Consider the following 19,707-nt stretch of genomic DNA (forward strand, 5'->3'; position numbering starts at 1 on the left):
AAATCTAAAATCAAAAATTGACTATGCCGAATATCAATGAAATTGCAAATTCTGCCAAGAACAATGCCGATAAGCTTGGCATTAAAAAATTCGACATTTATGGCTCAACAGTAGATGACACTAGTGTGCAAGTAGACCAAGGTGAGCCAAAACAAGTCAAAGCTTCAAATCGCTCTGGTGTTACTGTTCGTGTTTGGAATGAAGATAATACAATGGGTGTCACCAGCACCACAGATGTAGACCCTAAAGGACTGGAATTAGCTTTAAAAACTGCCTACGAAGCTAGTTTCTTTGGAGTTAAAGAAAATGTTCCTGATTTTAGTCCAGAAGCTACTGTTCCTATCGCAAATAAACCTCTGGATAAGACACCCCAAGCACCTGTTGCTGAACTTATAGAAAAATTGTTGGTAGCTGAAAAAGAATTACTAGCAGCTCATCCAGCAATTAAAGGTGTACCTTATAACGGGTTATCACAAAGGGATGTTGACAGATTCTATCTCAATAGCGACGGTGCAGTGAGAACTGAATCTCACTCCTTGGCATCAGTTTATCTTTATAGCAAAACTGAGGAAGAAGGGAAAAAACCTCGCAGTGCAGGCGCTTATAGAATCAACCAGAGTTTAGATAATCTAGATATTAATGGTTGCATCAAAGAAACCGCAGATAAAACTATCAGTCATTTGAATTATGAAAAAATCAAAACTGGTAAATATCGAGTTGTTTTTTCACCGGAAGCTTTCTTAAGTCTGTTGGGTGGTTTTTCTAACTTGTTCAATGCCCAAAGTATTTTGGACAATCAAAGTCTATCTACACCTGATGATTTAGGTAAGCAAATTGCTTCTCCTCTACTTTCAGTTGATGATGATGCATTGCACCCAGCTAACGTAGGTGCAGAAACTTTTGATGGGGAAGGAACTCCTACTCGTCAGATTTCATTGATTGAAAATGGCATTTTAACAGGATTTCTTCATAGTGCAGGCACTGCTAAAAGGTTAAATGCCCAGCCGACAGGTAATGCTAGTATTGGCGCAAAAGTTAGCGTCAGTCCCAATTTTTATCACGTTTTTTCAACAGCAACTCCTGAGCAAGAGTTGAGCTTAGAAAAGGCTGAAAATGTGATTTTTATCGATGATTTACAAGCTCTCCATGCTGGAGTTAAATCCTTGCAAGGTTCCTTTTCTTTGCCCTTTGATGGTTGGCTAGTTAATCAGGGTGTTAAGACAAGTATTGAGTCAGCAACTGTTGCTGGCGACTTCTTAGAACTCTTAAAGTCAATTATTTATGTAGAAAAAGAGCCAGAGTTAACGCCAGGTGGAGTTTGCCCGAAAATCTGGGTGAATGAATTGTCGATTACTGGTGAATAGAACTGAGAAAGTGTAAAGTTAGGAGTTGAATATAACTCTTAACTCATCACTTTAAAATCTTTACTCATCATTAGACATCTCCCAAAAAGAATTGTTTTGACGTAGCACTGCTACGTCTCTACAAGGGTTCTGGGTAACGCATATTTAATTTCTACCAGATGTCTGTCTATTAGATATATTGCAATACGTTTGGGTTAAGCATTTCTTCCCTCTCTTTCTCTCTTCTCTCTGTGCCCTCTGCGCCTCTGTGGTTCGTAAAAAAAAGAGTTTCAGCTTTAAGTGAACCGTATTAGGATATATTGGACTTGGGACAAAAATATACTAATTAAGCCTTGCCGCTACCTAACAAATACAGTAGGGCCATACGAACGGCGACACCGCTAGTAACTTGCGATTGAATAAGACTAAATTCTGGGTCATCCATCAACTCAGAACTAATTTCAACACCACGGTTAACTGGCCCTGGATGCAAAACTTTAACATTAGGTTGACAAAGTTGCAGTTTTGTGCGTGTAATCCCAAATAGCTGATGATATTCTCGCAAACTTGGCAGTAAATGAGCTGTCATGCGTTCCTTTTGCAAACGTAAAGTCATGACAAAATCAGCATTCTGTAAAGCTGGTTCTAATTGCCAGTGTAGAAATAGTTGGGGAGTGGGGGAATTACTTCTGACTCCTGACTCACTTCGACTACGCTCAGTTACCTCCTGACTTCTGCCTACTACTTCCTCTGAGATAAACTCAGCAAATAACTTGGGTAAGAGGGTTGGTGGTGCTGCTAGATGCACTTCGGCACCACTAGCAATTAAACTCCAAATATTCGATCGCGCCACACGAGAATGAAGAATATCCCCAATAATCGCCATCTTTTTCCCCTTTAAAAGTTCCAGTCTGGGACTAGCTGGGTCAATTAGAGTAGTTATGGTAAATAAATCTAGCAGTGCTTGGGAAGGATGTTCATGTTGACCATCACCAGCATTGAGGACGCTAACTTTTACACCTAGACGATCCATTTCAGCCGCGATCGCATTGGGTACTCCTGCCTCTCGATGGCGGACTACCATAATATCAGTTCCCATAGCCAAATAGGTCTTCGCCGTGTCGAGAATTGTCTCTCCTTTAGTCATAGAAGATGTGGCTGCGGCGAAGTTCAGCGTATCTGCACTTAAGCGTTTGGCAGCGAGTTCAAAACTACTGCGAGTCCGAGTAGACGGTTCAAAAAATAAATTAGCCACCACCTGTCCCTGTAAGGTTGGCACTTTCTTCGTCCGCCGTGATAGCACCTCTTGAAAACTAGCAGCAGTTTGCAAAACAGTATCATATTCAGTTGTGGTGAAGTCAGCCAGGGAAAGAATGTGATGACGATTCCAAGTGGCAGTAGGCATAGAATTTTGGGAGTGGGGGGATGAGGGGGATGAGGGAGATGAGGGGGATGAGGGGGATGAGGGAGATGAACAAAACTCCTAACTCTTAACTCCTAACTCTTAACTCCTAACTCCTAACTCCTAACTCCTAACGCCCAATCCTTTTAAGTTGGTAAATGGAAAAGGTTTAAAGCTAGAGAAATTAGGCTGAGGAACGTTAAGAACCCAATTGTATCTAGCATTGTAGTCACTAACGGGCCACTAACCAAAGCAGGGTCAAGCTTCAGTCGTTTCAAAGCCATTGGCAGTAAAGTGCCGAGTGTAACAGCCACAATTGTATTAGTTGCCATTACCATTCCGGCAATTAAAGCCACCCATCGCTCTTGGGGTCGCGCCCAAATCAAGGAAAGCAGGATCATCGTTGTGGCTAAAACTAAGGCTGTGGCTAAACCTGCTAGAAGTTCTTTGCGAAGAATTTTTAAGGTATCTCTGGGTGTTACCTCGCCTATTCCCAAGCCACGGATTGTTACCGTTAATGATTGAATTCCAACAGTACCACCTGTGTTAGAAAAAATTGGCATGATGACTGCTAGAACTGGCACTGCGGAGATTACAGATTGGAAAGGCGCGATCGCACTGGCTGCACCAATATATAGTGCCATGATGCCCAATAGCCAAGGCAAGCGGTTGCGGATGGTAAGTAGGGGAGAGGACAAAGCTGCTTCATCACCACTGACACCCGCCAGTTTTTGAATATCTTCTGTGGCTTCCTCTTCCAAAATATCCATGACATCATCAATGGTGACAATGCCCACCAATCGGTCTTCTCGGTCAACTACGGGGATAGCGATTAAGTCGTAGCGCTGCATGATTCGCGCCACTTCTTCTTGAGGGGTTTCAGTTGTCACCTTAATGACGCGATCGCTAGCAATATCTTTGATGAAAACATCGGGAAAGGTAAACAACAACTGGCGCAGTGAAACTACTCTCACCAGCGTTCGGTTATCATCTGTGACATAGGCGTAGTAAATTGTCTCCTTGTCTTCATCCTGACGGCGGATTTTGCTCAAGGCTTCACCTACAGTCAATCCTTGGCGCAACCGCACATACTCGGTTGTCATCACCCGCCCAGCAGTCCCTTCTGGATAGCCAAGAATCGTTGCTGTTGCTTGCCTTTCTTCTGGACTCAGTTGTTGCAATAGCCGTTTGATTACCCCAGCAGGTAGTTCATCAAACAATTCTGCCCGTTCGTCGGGACTCATGGCTTCTACAAGTTGCACTACCTGGACATCATGCAGAGAATTAATTAGTTCTTCCTGCACCTCTGTGGGCAGATATTCAAATACATCAATTGCCTGAGCTTTGTTGAGTAAACGGAATGCGATCGCGCGTTGTTGTTCAGGCAATTGTGTAATGTATTCTCCCACATCCACAGGTTGCAAGCGATTTAAATCCCATTTCAACTGGTTTAAATCGGTAGTATCAGTCAGCAAATCACGAATATCTTGTGTGAGCATGAGATATATCTCCTAAGTCTCCCCCGCGCTGGGAGGCTTCCTCGCCAGTTCAGAGGAGGTTGATACTGCCATCTGGTGGACTATTGCCCATAAAATTTCAACAATTCAATATCGATATCTAAATTAAGGCATCGCTATTCATCATCCTAACCCGGAATAGCGCTCTCCACGAGATACTGAATACTAGCATTCAGCTTTTGTGATCTTCACCACTAATAGCTAACTTAATTACCTGATAATTTCAGTAATTTTCATCTAACTTAAAGTAGATTTTACTATTGTCATCAGCTATGTCAAGCAAATTAACGATTTTTTTCGTAAACTTTACATAGTTAAAATATTTACAGCACTATTAAGTAATTTTTTTAGATCAAGCAACTTCATGCATAGTCGCTGGGACGACGGAGAATCAGAAATGGGCTGGCAGATTTCACTTCATAGTCGTGGTAAGGTGTTTGAGCTTTGGCGTTAGCGAAGATCGCCGAAGGCATCGCTGACGATGCCATCCACGATTTGAACAAATATTGTATTTTAGTTTGCGATCGCGGTCATTTTCTAACCCATGACTAAAAATTAGCTGTATCCTTGACTGTGTTAAACCCGTTTGGCAGAAGGACAAAAAATATATTTTCTTTCTCCTGCCTTCACTCTTGAACTCCCCTCTGCCTTTCTTCGGTAATTTTTAGAGATTTTCTCGTGTCCGTTTTGCTTCTATTAGTTTTTCCAGTTCACCAATTTCATCTATGGTATAAAACTTGGGGTTAGGTTCAGCGTTAATTTTATCCATTAGAGCATGAAAAGCTTCTGTATCATTACGATTCTCTAATAAATAACCTTTTAACTCTGTTTTACTCATTGCTGCAAACTTAGGCTTAGTCATTCGTCATATCTCCGCATACTAGCTCATGTCCCCCAGATTGCACTCCATAGCACAATACGGTTCACAAAAGGGCCGAAACTCTTTTTTTACGAACCACAGAGGCGCAGAGAACACAGAGAGAAGAGAGAAGAGAGAAGGAGGAAATGCTTAACCCAACTGTATTGCTCTATAGTACGTAATTCTGACCACACTGAAAAATCTACCCAATTTTTGACTATTTCGCCACTGCCACGCCGAAATAAAATCGCTAAAATTCAGTCCCCAGAGGTCTACTAACACGAGATAATAATAAACTCACACCACCCTTAGCTGTTGTCCCATGAACCATTACAGAACAAGTTCTGGCTTGGTTTGGAGTCACAGGGTCGAATTCTGCAAGTTGTTCTGAACCAAATCATGAAAACATCTACCAAATTGCTATCTCGCTTAGACTATTACTACCAGCAAATAAAAACGATCATCCTGACTCGGCAAAATCCAATTACGGGTTTACTACCTGCGAGTACAGCGATTACAGCCCACGGCGATTATACTGATGCCTGGGTGCGAGACAATGTTTATAGCATTTTGGCAGTTTGGGGTTTAGGACTTGCATACCGCAAAATTGATGACGATGAGGGACGCACTTATGAATTAGAACACAGCGTCATCAAACTAATGCGCGGGTTGTTGTTTGCAATGATGCGACAGGCTCATAAAGTAGAAACATTTAAACATACTCAGTCGCTACTAGATGGACTGCACGCCAAATATAATACCGCCACTGGTGACATTGTTGTTGGTGATGACCAATGGGGACATTTGCAATTGGATGCCACATCTATATTTTTGCTGATGTTGGGGCAAATGACGGCAGGAGGATTGCAAATAATTTATACCATTGATGAAGTGAATTTCGTCCAAAATCTGGTTTACTATATTGGACGAGCTTACCGCACACCAGATTACGGCATTTGGGAACGTGGTAATAAAATTAATCGTGGTAGCGCTGAGTTAAATACCAGTTCTGTAGGTATGGCAAAAGCTGCTTTAGAAGCTATCAACGGACTGGATTTGTTTGGTGTGCGTGGTAGTCAAGCATCGGTGATTCATGTACTACCTGATGAAATCGCCCGCGCCCGGATTACTTTAGAATCCCTATTACCGAGAGAATCTGGTTCCAAAGAAATTGATGCGGCGCTGTTGAGTATTATTAGTTATCCTGCCTTTGCAGTGGAAGATTTGCAATTACGCGATCGCACCTTTAACGATATTATCAATAAACTCGCTGGTAAATACGGCTGCAAGCGCTTTCTGCGTGATGGACACCAAACCGTTTTAGAAGATAATCAACGTTTACACTATGAACCGTGGGAACTCAAGCAATTTGAGCATATTGAATGCGAATGGCCGTTATTTTTCACTTATTTAGTTCTAGATGGATTATTTCGCGGCGAACGAGAACAAGTGAAAAAATACCGGGAGCTTTTAGAATCATTACTTATAGAACAAAATGGTTTACGCTTATTACCAGAACTTTATTACGTTCCCGCAGAAAACATAGAAGCAGAAAAGTTAGCACCCCAAACACAACCACGTTTGCCCAATGAAAATATTCCCTTAGTGTGGGCACAGAGTTTATATTTTCTCAGTCAAATGTTGAGTGAAGGGTTCCTTGCGGTGGGTGATATCGACCCTTTAGGAAGACATTTGTGTGTGGGGAAACAGCGCGATGCACTGGTACAAATTGCCTTATTAGCAGAAGATGAAAATTTACAAGCTCAACTAGAAGTCCACGGGATTGAAACACAAACACCCGCTCAAGTAGAACCGATTCAAGTGAGAAAAGCTGAAGAATTTTCAGCCATTTATACTCAAATTGGACGTAATGAAAAACTGGGTTTAACTGGCCGTCCAGTGCGGCGGCTGCGGAGTTTAACGACATCCAGAATATTTCGGATTAGTGGTGAAACAATTGTATTTTTGCCTTCATTTTCCGATTCTCAACAGTTTTACTTAACCCTTGATTACCATTTTCTGTTAGATCAAATTAGAAGCGAACTAGCTTACATTCAAAAATATTGGAGCGATTTAGGGCGTCCTACCTTGACTTTGATGTTGACGCACACCATGTTAGAAATCGGTTCAGAAGCATTACTAGAACTAATGCAAGAACTAAAAAATGGTGTTTGTAACGGTGTGCGGGTGAAATTAGGGCGGCTAAATCAGCTAATGTTGACAGCTGGAATCCAAAGAATTGATTTTCTACCCAATGCAGAATTTTTGCGATCGCCAGTGAAAAATGCTAGTCCACGTTGCGATCATTTAGCATATCATCCTGAGAAAAATTGGCGCTTAGGACATACCCAAGAATTTCAAATGGAGTGTGAAACCAACTTTGGGTTATTGCTTTCTTATTTGCGCTCATCAGAGAATATCTACGAGCAAATCGAATTATTGCAAACTTTGACTCGCTTGCAGGGAATGGAATTTGACACTGGGTATGGCGGCCCAGGATACCCCGTCACCGTAGCCGATTTACTAGATGAAGTTTACACCAAAGCTGGAGATTTAGGTATTTGGGCAGTAGTGCGTCGGGCTGCGGGGTTGCGGCAAATGGTTGATATCAGCCTATCAGATGCAGTGACAAGTATTTTGGTACGGGGTAAGCAAATTGCCGTGGGTAAAGCTTACAGTGAAGCGTCCTTGATTACCGTACCCATGTCTCACGATGAAATTGCCGATAAAATAAATCATTTTTGTCGTGAAGATATACGCGATCGCGTCCTAACCCAAGAGATTTTAATCTATCTTGGCATCTTAATTCGCTCAGAACCGGAACTATTTCAGGGACTATTAACCTTGAGAGTCGGCTATCTCATCTTATTGATCACCAGCGAACTAGCGCGGGAATTACACGTCACTCAAGATGAAGCGTACGATTACTTAATGCAACTTTCACCCTTTGAAGTGAAAATGCGCTTACGTCAGGTATTAACTGGATATACTGGCATGAGTAACCTGTTACGCCAGCAAGAATCACTGCACGTTAAGCAAAAAGAAAGCGATATTGCTTGGGTAGTGTCACCAGCAATCGGAGAAGGAATAGAAGTTCCGCCGGGTGGTTGGCGACGGTTTCGCCAAGCCGAGGGTGCAACAGGACGCGTACCAAAAGACTTTTTCAAGAAAATTTGGCTATTAATGCGACATTGTAAAGGTCTAGTAATTGGTGATAAACTAGAGCGTCGCAATCGTTTAGATAGTGAATTGATGTTGTCAGAAATGACAGCAGGGGAAAGAAATTTTGCTTTGTTAGTTGAGCATTTGCTGAATAAAATCGAAGCTCCAGAATACCGACAGGTTAACATTGAAGCATTAATCGAATTAGCTGCGATCGCTGCCAATAATCCAAAATTGCAAGTCGAAGAATATATCGTCTTAGATGTGTTAGTCGGCCATGCAGTGCGATTGGCGTGGCTAGAAAACCATACTCATCGCAGCGATCGCTATGATGAGGATAAAGCTAGTGCGTGGCGATCGTTTTACAATACCTCTCCCAGAGATTGTGCTAGTTATATTTTGAAGGCATTTAGGTTCTTGACGGAATTTGTGAAAGATTTTTAAACGCAGAGGGACGCGAAGGAAAGCGCAGAGGGTCGCAGAGGATGAGAGAGAATGAGTTGAGTGGGCTGATTATTGGTTGTGCGATGAGGGTACATACTACTTTGGGGCCTGGTTTATTGGAGTCGGCTTATGAACAGTGTTTGGATTATGAGTTGAAGAAAGCCGGATTGAATGTAGGTAAGCAAATTCCATTGCCATTGGTTTACCAAGATGTAATATAAGCTTATTTACGTTTCGTAACATACTTGACTTTTTTCGTACCAACGTACTTACAAAAAATATTGATTTCAGGTTTCTGTAAAAATAATTCTTGCCAGGACAAAAATATGTTTAGTTTTCTCAGAACTTCTCTGAGCTTAGTTACTGCTGTCTTGATTTTAGTGCTAACTCCCTTCGCAAGGGTTAAGGCTGAAGATTCACTAGGAGTTTCAACAACTGACAAAAGTACTGATTCCCTTCAAAAAGTTAGTCGATATGCTCAACTGGATTCTGCACCAGTCACTTCAGTTACTCAGCTTTCTGATGTGCAACCGACTGACTGGGCATTTCAAGCATTGCAGTCTCTAGTTGAGCGTTATGGCTGTATTGCTGGATACCCCGATGGTAGTTTCAAAGGGAATCGTGCCATGACTCGCTTTGAGTTTGCTACTGCATTAAACGCCTGCTTAGACAAAGTTAATCAACAAATTGATGCTGATATTACAGCGATGGTTAACAAAGAAGATTTGGCGACTTTGCAAAAGCTACAAGAGGAATTTGCAACAGAACTTGCTACCTTACGGGGTAGAGTTGATGCCTTGGAAGCACGTACCGAACAGCTAGAGGAACAGGAGTTTTCTACCACCACAAAACTTAATGCTCAAGTGATATTTGCTGCTACAGATGCTTTTGGAGATGCTAGTCCTAGTGGAAATGGGGATCAAAGCAACCTCACATTTTCTAGTCGGGTGCGTCTCAACTTTGATAGCAGCTTTACTGGACAAGATCGGCTGCGGATAAGATTTCAGGCGAGTAATGTGATAAACCCAACTGCACCTGGAAATGAAGCTCGTTTAAGCTTCCAATCTGGTAGTGATACAAATAATAATGTTTTCCTCAGTAAGCTGGAATATCGTTTTCCCATAGGCGATAAGGTAAGTTTTCTGTTGGGTACAGGTTTTAATACTTACTTTGATGATGCGGATGTGATTAATCCTCTGCAAAGCGATGGGAATGCTGCTATTTCTCGATTCGGTCGATACAGTCCGATTTTTCGTTTAGGTGGAGATACGGGTGTAGGTGTGACTTTTAAGCCGAATGGCAATTTCAAAGCAGAGATGTTTTATTTAGCAGGTAATACCAACAACCCTGGTAGCGGCTTGTTCACTGGTAAATATGGTGCATTGGGGCAGATTGTATTCTATCCAAACGAAAAAGATCCAATTACCAAAATTGCCTTCACTTACGTTAATGCTTACAACGACGACGGTTTAGCACATAATACGGGCAGCTTATTATCTAATTTGCGAGGCAGAAAAGTTTCCTCTAATTCCTTTGGGATTGAAACGAATGTAAATATTAGTAATGGCTTTCAACTTGGTGGATGGGTAAGCTACACCAATGCGCGGGCGCTGAGTGGAGAGGTCAAAGGCGATGCTGATATTTGGAGCTGGGCTGCCACCCTAGCCTTTCCGGATTTGGGCAAAAAGGGTAATTTGGGAGGGATTATCATCGGGATGCAGCCTAAGTTGACTGGTACTTCAGCACCCCTATCGGGCTTACCTCGTCGTGATCCAGATACTGGATTTCATATTGAAGGATTTTATCGATATAAAATCAACGATAATATCAGTGTTACTCCTGGTTTGATTTGGCTGACAGCACCAAATCACAACGAACAGAATGGGGACATTTTTTTAGGAGTAGTTAGAACTACCTTTGAGATTTGAACTAAAACTCCTATAGATAGGAAATACGAAATAGGGGACTGACAAGAAATAAATTACTCAAATAAACGAACCACAGAGGCGCAAAGAGCGCAGAGGAATGAAGAGAAGAGAGTTTTTTGGGTATTTTTTTATTTGGAAGTGCTTAGTACAGATGCAGCATAAAATCGTGGCGAATTGAGGGTTGAAATTTAAACGCATAGGCGCTTTGCCTTCCCGCAGGGTAGGGGCGCAAAGGGAAGCGCAAAGGAACGCAAAGAGAATTCGCTACGAATTTATGAAATATTGTACTTAGGGAATAGGGAATAGCAACTTAATTTTTTTGCCTTATTCCCCATTCCCAATTATTGATATCCCTGCCAAGGTGTGACTTCAAGTTTGCCGCTAGGCTTGAATATTACTTGGAAGTGAGCGAGAGGTTCTTTGTTGTTGGGAGCAGCTACATTGGAACCGTAGATATCGTTGAACATTTTGGGAAGGGGTGTTTCCCGGAAATAGTCAAAGGCGACTTGATTGAGTGGTTCATAGTCAGCAATTACACTATCTTTGTTGACTGCTACCCGATATTTCAAATCTCGCGTAAAGGTGGGAGTACCACTCCAACTTTGGCGAAGTGCATTATAAAGCTTTTGATTTAAACCTTTAGTTATATTAGAGTCAGTAATTTTTGCACCGATTACTTCTGGCGTCCTAGCATATCCGCGCCAAGGGCTAACTTGTAGCACACCATTTGTAGTAAATACTATTCGGAATTGGGCGATGGGTTCATTGGAAATAGGAGCGCGGTTAGCAGGATTGTAAAGTAATTTAGGCAGAGGAGTTTGCCCGACTTTTAATCGGCATCCCATAAACAATAACCTTTTACACAGTCAATTTTTGCTATTTTTATGTTTATTCACGCCTATATACTTAATTACATATGTATTTACATAGTACAGATTCCAATCGGAACTACAAGTATTAAGGATACCGGCATCTATAAGGCTGTTACGTGAGAAGTATTGGCTTGAGAACACTATCAAAGTTTGCAATTTATCATCGAAAATGGATTTTTGTAGTCTGTTAGGCACATCATAAATAACACCATTAGCCTATATGAACAGGTTTATTGCATAGCTAGAGCCTGTAGCTTATAGCTATAACGATAATAATTTGTTGGCGTTATCCTGATTAGTGTCTAAAGTCGATAATAAAGGACTGTATCATTAAAAATATGACATGATTCGTAGACTTACGGATATTTATGGAAACTTTAAAAATCATTTTTGTGCTACTTCCCGCTTGAATGAGCAGAAAAAGATATGCAAGCACAGTTGTTTTTTACTCAACTCGTCTTCGGAACATTTGCTCTGACTATCTCCAAAAAAATAGCTGTTTTTTAAACTTTACATAAAATTTATATTTGACGTAAGTAGATGGTTGATTGAGACAGGAAGATATTCAATATCCATTGGAAAAATGATATTAGCAGTTTATTTGATGCTTATAACAACCTGATGAAAATTTATCTTACTTTTCCCACTTTTCCCACCTTTCCTACTTTTAACCATTACTTCTAAAAGAGTAGCTGGAGAAATTTTCCTACTTGACCGAGAATTAGATGAAAATTTTAATTGACTGGTCAAGAAGACAGAGGACAGTTCATAAGCTACTATTTTAAATTAGGAATTAGGAATTATTCCTACATATTACATTTGGTAGATGATGAAATCGAATATTACAAATGATTTCAAGTTGCCATAACAGTTCTATTTGTGAAAAAACAAAGTACATTTGTACATCCTTATTCACTGTTCCCTGCCTCAACTAGTAATTTCACAACTCCTGCAAGGATTGCTATATATCAACGAAGAATCCAATCTTGCTGAAATTATGGTTTCCTGGTAAAATGAGATAATCAATATTAGGACTTACGCAAGTGTCACAAAAAATAAAAGCTTTTAGTTTGTAGTAAGAGCTACCCTACGGGAACGCTTCGCGAACAGCCCTGATGAAAGAGGACTAAAGTCCTCACTACAAACTCCAAATAATATGCCAGTTGCGTAAGTCCTAAATATGATATTTTGGAATTATGCTCAAAACAGATAAACTACGTCTATCTTGAAACCTGTAGTTCAACTCTTTTGAAAAGGATTTGCCCTCATCCCCAACCCCTTCTCCCAGACATGGGATTCGGGGAGCTAGAATTTCAAAGTCCCTCTCCCAGATCTGGGAGAGGGATTTAGGGTGAGGGCGAAAAGTACGGTTCTCAACTTAGATGAGGTTTAAATAGGAAAAAAAGACTCAGTAAGCCTAGAGGAATAAATTAATATTTAGTATATTTTGGGAGTGATATTTATTGCGGAAAAACAGCAATAAATGATACGATTGAAAATTTCCAAAAACTGATATTCATTACAACTTAAGAAACAAATAATAGGGACAATGGGGGCAGAATAAAAACCTGATGATTTGCGCTCGGAGACGAATAATGGTAGCGATCGCAGAAAACGTTCAGCATCGGCTAAGTATACAAACTGTAGAAATTGCCCCTAACACAACGGCGATTCGCTCTCTTGATTGGGATCGCGATCGCTTTGATATCGAATTCGGACTGCAAAACGGCACAACCTACAATTCATATCTAATTAGGGGTGAACAAACAGTTTTGATTGATACTTCTCACCAGAAGTTTCGTGATCTGTATTTAGAGACCCTCAAAGGTCTTGTAAACCTCAAGACAATTGATTACATAATTGTCAGTCACACAGAGCCAGACCATAGCGGCTTAGTAGAAGATGTTCTCCAGTTAGCTCCTAGAGCTACCGTCTTAGCCTCAAAAGTTGCGCTTCAGTTTTTGGAAGGCTTAGTACACGATCCATTTTCTAAGCGAGTTGTGAAAACCGGCGATCGCATAGATATAGGTAAAGGACACGAAATTGAATTTGTGAGTGCGCCTAACCTGCACTGGCCGGATACAATCTTTAGCTTTGACCGCAAAACCCAAATTCTCTACACCTGTGATGCTTTTGGGATGCACTTCTGTGACGATCGCACCTTCGACGAAGATTTAGAAGCGATCGAAGCTGACTTTAGATTTTACTACGACTGCTTGATGGGCCCTAATGCTCGTTCGCTGCTGAATGCGATGAAGCGGATGGGTGATCTTGGAAAGATTAATATCATCGCTAACGGTCACGGCCCTTTATTATACCACCATCTAGATGTTTTAACCGGGTGCTACGAAAATTGGAGCCAAAAACAAGCAAAAGCAGAAACAACAGTTGGCTTGTTTTTTGTCTCAGAATATGGTTATGGTGAGCGCCTTGGTCACGCAATTGCCGAAGGTATATTGAAAACTGGCATTGGGGTAGAAGTACTGGATTTGAGTACTGCTGAAAGCCAAGAAATTCAAGAACTAGCCGGGAGAGCAGCTGGCATCATTATTGGTATGCCCCCAACTACCTCCGCCGCCGCCCAAGCTAGTATCAGTTCGGTGCTAGCTGTCGCCAAGAACAAGCAATTTCTTGGGCTGTTTGAATGTTACGGTGGGGATGATGAACCCATTGATACACTGCGCAGACAATTTCTTGACTCTGGCATCAAAGAAGCATTTCCACCCATTCGGATTAAAGAAGCTCCCAGCGACTCTACATTCCAGTTGTGTGAAGAAGCGGGTAAAGACATCGGACAATTGCTAGTGCGCGATCGCAACATCAAGCAAATCAAGTCCCTTGATGTCAACATGGAAAAGGCCCTGGGTCGCATTAGCAGTGGACTGTATATAGTCACCACGAAAAAAGGAAATGTGTCAAGCGCAATGCTGGCATCCTGGGTAACGCAAGCGAGTTTGCAACCATTAGGATTCACAATTGCCGTTGCTAAAGACCGCGCCATTGATTCCTTAATGCAAGTAGGCGATCGCTTTGTCCTCAACGTTTTGGAAGAAGGTAATTTTCAAGAACTCAAAAAGCACTTTCTCAAGCGCTTGCATCCTGGTGCTGACCGCTTTGCAGGAGTGAAAACTCAAACCGCGAAAAACGGTTCGCCGATTTTGGCAGATGCTTTAGCATACATGGAATGTGAAATACAGACCAGCATGGAATGCAGCGACCACTGGATTTTATACTGCACCGTCCAAGAAGGTCGGGTCTCCAAAAACGATGGATTGACAGCCGTTCGCCATCGCAAAGTAGGTAATTACTACTAAGAAAGAGTCCAGAGGTAACAGGTGACAGGGGACAGCAAAAAACTATCCCCTGTTTCCGATGATCCATACTCTTTGACATACCTCCCTGACCTAAAAGTTCAGAGATTCCTTGACGCTTCACCGAAACTAGCTACTAGGTAGTCTTACAGCCTCTCCACGTCCGTTTAGAGTCTCCCAATGCCCTATGGCGACTAGACATATCTTACCAGAAAGCCGTGCTAGAAGCACGGGGTTTTAAACCCAAATTTCTGATAACCCAATACCGTTCAGTTAAGGATTTTCTGGAGAACCATAGGCCTGTAGAGACGTTGCATTGCAACGTCTCTACACTGTCCACTGGACAAGGGTTTTAGCCTTAAGTGAACCGTATTGCTCTATAACCTATTTCCTATTCCCTGTTCCCTAACTTTATCCAACAGCTATGACCAATTCCAAGCCACGCGACGTCCAAGTTTTACCAATTGCTACAAATACTAAAGCTATCAGAGCGCGTAGTTGGTCACGTCTGCGGTTTGAAATTGAATATGCACTTGAAAGAGGTACTACCTCCAATTGCTATTTAATTGAAGCTGATAAAACCGCACTTATTGATCCACCGCCAGAGAGCTTTACCGAAATTTATTTAGAGGCATTGCGGCAGACTTTAGATTTAAGACGTTTGGATTATATAATCCTGGGTCATTTTAATCCTAACCGAGTTGCAACCATCAAAGCAATTTTGGAACTAGCACCACAGGTAACTTTTGTCTGTTCTCTTCCCGGTGCGAACAATTTGCGTGCTGCTTTCTTAGAGCAAGATTTGAAAGTTTTGGTGATGCGGGGGAAAGAAACTCTGGATTTAGGCAAGGGTCATGTTTTAAAATTCTTCCCCACTCCCAGTCCACGTTGGCCAGAAGGACTTTGTACCTACGATCAGCAAACCCAAATTCTCTACACAGATAAGTTATTTGCAACTCATCTCTGTGGTGATGAAGTGTTTGATGATAACTGGGAAGCGCTCAAAGAAGATCAGCGTTACTACTTTAACTGCTTGATGGCTCCTCAAATTACTCATGTGCAAGCAGCTTTGGAGAAAATATCAGATTTGCAGGTGAGAATGTATGCTGTGGGTCATGGGCCTTTAGTACGCAGCAGCTTAATTGAACTCACCAAAGCTTATGGAGAGTGGAGTCGTTCTCACAACGATCGCGAGATTTCTGTTGCCCTACTATATGCTTCAGCTTACGGCAATACGGCGACTTTAGCACAAGCGATCGCTTTGGGACTAACTAAAGGTGGAGTCGCAGTCAAATCGATTAACTGCGAATTTGCCACCCCTGATGAAATTCGCATCAACCTCGCACAGTCAGAGGGTTTTATCATTGGTTCTCCTACTATCGGTGGTCATGCACCAACTCCCATTCATACTGCTTTAGGGATTGTGTTATCAAGTGGTGACAACAGCAAACTCGCCGGAGTCTTTGGTTCTTATGGCTGGAGTGGCGAAGCCTTTGACTTAATCGAAGGTAAACTCCGGGATGCTGGATATCGCTTTGGCTTTGACACCCTGAAGGTCAAATTTAAACCTGATGATGTCACTCTCAAGTTCTGTGAAGAACTAGGTACAGACTTTGCCCAAGCACTGAAAAAAGCTAAAAAGGTACGGGTACCACAACAAGCCGCGACTCCAGTGGAACAGGCTGTTGGTAGGATTGTTGGTTCCGTATGCGTGATTACAGCAAAACTTGGAGAAGTGTCTACGGGGATGTTAGGCGCTTGGGTTTCTCAAGCCACCTTCAACCCACCTGGATTAACTGTGGCGATCGCCAAAGACCGAGCGATCGAATCTTTGATGTATCCAGGCGGTAAGTTTGCCTTAAATATCTTATCTGAAGGCAATCATCAAGATTACATGAAGCATTTCCGTAAATCTTTCGCACCTGGGGAAGACCGATTTGCCAACTTTAGTACAGCAGTTGCAGATAACGGCTGTACCGTCCTCACTGATGCTTTAGCATATTTGGAATGCTCAGTCAATCAACGTCTGGAATGTGGCGATCACTGGGTTGTGTATGCAACTGTAGATGAAGGTAAATTACTCAAGCCTGATGCTGTTACTGCTATCAACCATCGCAAAACCGGCACTCATTATTAGACAGTGAGAAATTTATAGCGGTTCTCGCTTGGATGCAGTACAGTTTTGACCTCTCTCCAAACCTCTCTCCTAAGAGGAGAGAGGCTTTGAGTCTCTCCCCTTCCCTACAAGGGAAGGGGCTGGGGGTTAGGTCTGTATTCCATGCAATTGAGAAGCGCTATAACTTAACGAAACCGCTTTAGCTTACAGCAGAAATCATGTATTTTGTTCCACATCTGTTGTCAGGGCACAGCAATGTTCCCTACCCCGTGGTCTATTTACCTGAAAATAGCTGTAAATATAGCCAAGGCGTTTGATGACAAAAATTCTTTTTTCTTGTGGGATGGGCATCTTGCCCGTCCCATTTTTTGGGCTTCCACGACCCGATTATCGGGCTGACAATTCAGGTTCTGTGGAAAAGTCCACCAAAAACCTAACCCCCTTCCCCCCTTCCCGATGCGAGAAGGGCTAAAGCCCTTACTACAAACTACAAATCTGATTTTTTTGTGACACTTGCGTAAGTCCTAAAATAGTATGACTAGCTAAAATCTAAAATGGTGCGTGCAATTTCAGTATTAAAGCGGAAACAACATAAATTCACTTGCGGAGATTCCGCAATTGCAACCAAGACAAGTGCCATTCCGCAGTGTAGCCTTTAACTAGAAAAACAGTATCAGGCAGTTTATAGACAGAACTTTTATAAAACTTTGTTGTTCTTATGGCTCCAAAACACACCAAAATCAAATTTCCCCTCTGGCAATATCTGAACCAGCCCCTATTTAGTCCCGATACTAAATTAGTATTGAATCCCCAACGCTTTGCATTGATCTGGCATCTTCAACTTCTAGAACGCTGCTGGACTAGAGAATGTGATGCCAAGGGGCCTCAACAGCATTAGATATTTAAAGTATGCAGCACCGCTACCAAAATTAGGGGCGTAGCTAGGGCGCAAAGAGCCTTTAGCACCAATTCAGCTGGAATTTGAGAATTTGCAAGGTGAGAGGGATACTCTGCCACTAAGGGCTACCCTTGGTTGCAGGGGAAGTAGTACTTTCTGTTTAGACCTCTTGCAAAAGTCTTAACACCCCACCCCCAACCCCTCCCCGCTCTTCGGGAGGGGCGGGGTGGGGTTCAAATTGTTTGATTTATGCAAGAGGTCTTTTGATTCACTGGCTAGATGCTGATTAACTGCTGTAACTATTAAAACAACAGTGATAACCGTGACAATTCTGGAAAAAGAACTGCTTTAATTTTAGCTAAAAACTGTTAATCTAAGATTCCGTTGCTTTGCAAAATCTAGCTCGAAAGGGTATACCACAAGGTAGGCCCCTAGAGATATCTTGGCTTGTGGTTGGAGACGCTTATGTCCTTTGTCCCTTTACATATTCACAGTGACTACAGTCTACTCGATGGGGCAAGTCAGCTACCAGAGTTGGTGAATCAAGCGATCGCACTGGGCATGAAAGCGATCGCCCTTACTGATCATGGTGTCATGTATGGAGCCGTTGAACTGATCAAAATCTGCCGTAGTCATAACATTAAGGCGATTATCGGCAATGAAATGTATATCATTAACGGCGATATCGAGAAACAAGAACGTCGCCCCAAATATCATCAAGTTGTTTTAGCTAAAAATGCCAAAGGTTACAAGAATTTAGTCAAATTAACCACGATTTCTCACCTTAAAGGTGTTCAAGGTAAAGGAATTTTTTCTCGCCCTTGTATTAATAAAGATTTATTAAAACAATATCATGAAGGCTTGATCGTCACCAGTGCTTGTTTAGGTGGAGAAGTCCCTCAAGCGATTCTCAGTAATAGACCAGATGCAGCCCGGAAAATTGCTCAGTGGTATAAAGATGTATTTGGTAATGATTATTATCTAGAAATTCAAGACCACGGCTCACAAGAAGACCGGATTGTTAATGTTGAAATTATTAAGATTGCGCGGGAGCTAGGGATTAAATTTGTTGCTACTAATGATTCGCATTTTATTTCTTGTTTTGACGTTGAAGCCCACGATGCTTTGCTATGTATTCAAACTGGCAAATTAATTGTTGAAGATAAGCGGATGCGCTATAGCGGCACAGAGTATCTCAAATCTGGTGAGGAGATGGAGCAGCTATTTCGTGACCATTTACCGGGTGATGTGATTAGCCAAGCGATCGCCACCACTGAAGAGGTTGCAGATAAAGTCGAGCCTTACAATATTATGGGTGAGCCTCAGATTCCTACACCTCCCATTCCCTCTGGTCATACTGCTGATACTTACGCCGAAGATGTTGCATGGAGCGGACTTTTAGACCGATTAAATCGTAAATCTCGCAATGAAGTCGATTCCGTCTATAAAGAAAGATTGGAATACGAACTGAAAATGATTCAGCAGATGGGTTTTTCTAAGTACTTTTTAGTTGTATGGGACTACATCAAATTTGCTAGGGATAATAACATTCCTGTGGGGCCGGGTCGAGGTTCGGCGGCTGGTTCATTAGTCGCCTATGCAATGCGAATTACCAATATTGACCCTGTACATCATGGGTTACTATTTGAGCGTTTCTTGAACCCAGAACGGAAATCTATGCCTGATATTGATACGGATTTCTGTATTGAACAACGAGATAAAGTGATTGAATATGTCACTGAGAAATATGGTGCAGAAGGCTTTGGTTTTGTTCCGACTCGGACTGGTTGGTTAAAAATGGAACAATCCGGCTATACAGTTTTGGAAGATGGTGTGGTAGTTGGCTGTAACACCG

General features: G+C 42.0%; 12 protein-coding genes and 1 pseudogene. 8 read left to right on the forward strand and 5 right to left on the reverse strand.

The features are described from left to right. Nucleotides 1-23 precede the first annotated feature (23 nt). Entirely contained in the window at nucleotides 24-1,364 is a 1,341-nt protein-coding gene (locus tag LC605_RS09900; protein WP_229547382.1) for a TldD/PmbA family protein, read from the forward strand. Nucleotides 1,365-1,689: 325 nt separating this feature from the next. Here the strand turns inward: LC605_RS09900 and LC605_RS09905 are convergent, their stop codons facing one another. The 4 genes from LC605_RS09905 to LC605_RS09915 form a co-directional block, all read right to left on the reverse strand. After that, nucleotides 1,690-2,748 (reverse strand): aspartate carbamoyltransferase catalytic subunit, encoded by a 1,059-nt coding sequence (locus LC605_RS09905; RefSeq protein WP_229547383.1) that lies wholly within the window; start codon nucleotides 2,746-2,748, stop codon nucleotides 1,690-1,692. A 143-nt stretch (nucleotides 2,749-2,891) separates the two neighbouring features. Next, on the reverse strand, nucleotides 2,892-4,244 hold the full coding sequence (mgtE, locus tag LC605_RS09910; RefSeq protein ID WP_229547384.1) for a magnesium transporter: 1,353 nt from the start codon (nucleotides 4,242-4,244) through the stop codon (nucleotides 2,892-2,894). Between the two features lie 380 nt (nucleotides 4,245-4,624). Next, nucleotides 4,625-4,750, reverse strand: coding sequence for a hypothetical protein (locus tag LC605_RS32890; protein ID WP_267868488.1), 126 nt, complete (start codon nucleotides 4,748-4,750; stop codon nucleotides 4,625-4,627). A gap of 176 nt (nucleotides 4,751-4,926) precedes the next feature. Continuing rightward, a complete protein-coding gene (locus tag LC605_RS09915; protein WP_229547385.1) occupies nucleotides 4,927-5,124 on the reverse strand; it encodes a hypothetical protein in 198 nt (65 codons plus the stop codon). 396 nt (nucleotides 5,125-5,520) lie between these two features. Here LC605_RS09915 and LC605_RS09920 point away from each other — a divergent pair, with 396 nt between their 5' ends. The 3 genes from LC605_RS09920 (at nucleotide 5,521) to LC605_RS09930 (ending at nucleotide 10,655) form a co-directional block, all read left to right on the forward strand. Next, a complete protein-coding gene (locus LC605_RS09920) occupies nucleotides 5,521-8,727 on the forward strand; it encodes a glycoside hydrolase family 15 protein (RefSeq protein WP_229547386.1) in 3,207 nt (1,068 codons plus the stop codon). Between the two features lie 41 nt (nucleotides 8,728-8,768). Beyond that, the gene (locus LC605_RS09925; protein WP_306426853.1) at nucleotides 8,769-8,948 is read left to right on the forward strand and encodes a GxxExxY protein; all 180 of its coding nucleotides are present in this window, start codon (nucleotides 8,769-8,771) and stop codon (nucleotides 8,946-8,948) included. A gap of 105 nt (nucleotides 8,949-9,053) precedes the next feature. Further along, nucleotides 9,054-10,655 (forward strand): iron uptake porin, encoded by a 1,602-nt coding sequence (locus tag LC605_RS09930; protein ID WP_229547387.1) that lies wholly within the window; start codon nucleotides 9,054-9,056, stop codon nucleotides 10,653-10,655. Nucleotides 10,656-10,996: 341 nt separating this feature from the next. Here the strand turns inward: LC605_RS09930 and LC605_RS09935 are convergent. Further along, a pseudogene (locus LC605_RS09935) lies at nucleotides 10,997-11,482 on the reverse strand (hypothetical protein); the annotation flags it as partial. 1,640 nt (nucleotides 11,483-13,122) lie between these two features. Here LC605_RS09935 and LC605_RS09940 point away from each other — a divergent pair. The 4 genes from LC605_RS09940 to dnaE all read left to right on the forward strand — a co-directional run. Beyond that, a complete protein-coding gene (locus tag LC605_RS09940; RefSeq protein ID WP_229547393.1) occupies nucleotides 13,123-14,841 on the forward strand; it encodes a diflavin flavoprotein in 1,719 nt (572 codons plus the stop codon). A gap of 421 nt (nucleotides 14,842-15,262) precedes the next feature. Then, the gene (locus tag LC605_RS09945) at nucleotides 15,263-16,975 is read left to right on the forward strand and encodes a diflavin flavoprotein (RefSeq protein WP_229547388.1); all 1,713 of its coding nucleotides are present in this window, start codon (nucleotides 15,263-15,265) and stop codon (nucleotides 16,973-16,975) included. A gap of 697 nt (nucleotides 16,976-17,672) precedes the next feature. Then, complete coding sequence (locus LC605_RS09950) at nucleotides 17,673-17,852, forward strand: hypothetical protein (protein ID WP_229547389.1); 180 nt, start codon at nucleotides 17,673-17,675, stop codon at nucleotides 17,850-17,852. Between the two features lie 465 nt (nucleotides 17,853-18,317). Further along, nucleotides 18,318-19,707 (forward strand): DNA polymerase III subunit alpha (gene dnaE / locus LC605_RS09955; protein WP_229547390.1); only part of this gene is annotated, 1,390 nt, incomplete at its 3' end.

The organism is Nostoc sp. CHAB 5836, from assembly GCF_020829445.1.
In the GTDB taxonomy this organism is placed as follows: Bacteria; Cyanobacteriota; Cyanobacteriia; order Cyanobacteriales; family Nostocaceae; genus Nostoc.